A 1,265-nucleotide genomic window follows, 5' to 3' on the forward strand; every position below is an offset into this window, starting at 1 on the left:
GGCGCAGCCGCGCCGCAACGAGGTTGGGAGGCTCCCATGCCAAAGTATTCTACCGCGTTCGGGATGGACGTCCACCTGAGGTCGACCACCGTCTGCGCCCTCGACGCGGACACCGGCGAGGCCGTGACGAGGAGGTTCCCCGGCAACCCCTGGGGCGAGATCGCCGGGTGGATGGATGGGTTCCCCGGGCCGTCGCTCGCGGCCTACGAGAGCGGCTACCTCGGCTTCGCCCCGCAAAGGGAGCTCGCCGGGCTCGGCGTCGAGTGCGTCGTCGCCGCGGTCTCGAAGATCCCCAGGTCGGCCGCCGACTCGGCCTCCAAGAACGACAGGAACGACGCCGCCAGGATGGCCAAGGCGATACTCGCCCACGACATCTCCCCCGTATGGATCCCCTCCCCCGAGGTCGAAGGCATCAGGGACCTCGCCGGCGCCTACGACGGGGCGACCGCGCGCCTGGCGACCGCCAAGCAGCGGCTGCTCGCCTTCCTCGCAAAGCGAGGGTTCGTCTACGGCGGCACCACGCCCGCCGGCAACCCGAGGAAGTACTGGACCTACGACTTCCTGAGGTGGCTCGACAAGGTCAGGCCGGAGGACGATGGCGGGGTTCGGACGCTCGCCGCCCTGAGGAACGAGGTCGAGGCCGCGGCGGAGGCCCGGGCGGACCTGCTCTCCGAGTACAGGGCCGCCGTGGATGCCAGCCCGATCGCCGCGGAGGTGGCCGCCCTCCAGTCGATCAAGGGCTGCGCCTTCGCGCTGGCCGCAGCCTTCTCGGCCGAGGTCGGCGACTTCACGAGGTTCCGTTCCGGAAGGCAGGTCACGGCCTATTTCGGCCTCGCGCCGAGTCAGAGGTCGAGTGGCGACTCCGTGCGGCTCGGAGGCATCAGCGGTGCGGGCAACGCGCTCGTGAGGAAGCTGGCCGTTGAGGGTTCATGGTGCTACGCCGCGGCACGGCACCAGCCGAAGCTCATGCCGAGGGACACGGGCGTGCCCCTCGAGATAAGGATGCACGGGAGGAAGGGGTCCGAGCGGCTCCTGCGGCGGCGCAAGGAGATGCTCGCCCGCGGCGTGCCCGCGGCGAAGGCCAACGCGGCCACCGCGGCCGAGCTCGTGAGGTGGCTCTGGGCCCTCGGCATGATGTGCCGGGAGGGCGCGGAATAGACATAGCCCCCGTCCCGGCGAGCCGGGCGGCCTTCGGGGATACCCCCTATTTCGCTGTGCGCGCGGAGCCCTCCGCATGCGCCTCGACAGACTTGGGGAACCCCGCC

General features: G+C 71.0%; 1 protein-coding gene. It reads left to right on the forward strand.

Features of this window, described 5'->3' with window-relative positions; genetic code table 11:
- Positions 1 to 36: 36 nt before the first annotated feature.
- Complete coding sequence (locus AAA021_RS09475) at positions 37 to 1,158, forward strand: IS110 family transposase (protein WP_349089033.1); 1,122 nt, start codon at positions 37 to 39, stop codon at positions 1,156 to 1,158.
- Positions 1,159 to 1,265: the final 107 nt, after the last annotated feature.

The sequence above is a fragment of the Collinsella sp. CLA-JM-H32 genome (assembly GCF_040098165.1).
Lineage (GTDB): Bacteria > Actinomycetota > Coriobacteriia > Coriobacteriales > Coriobacteriaceae > Collinsella.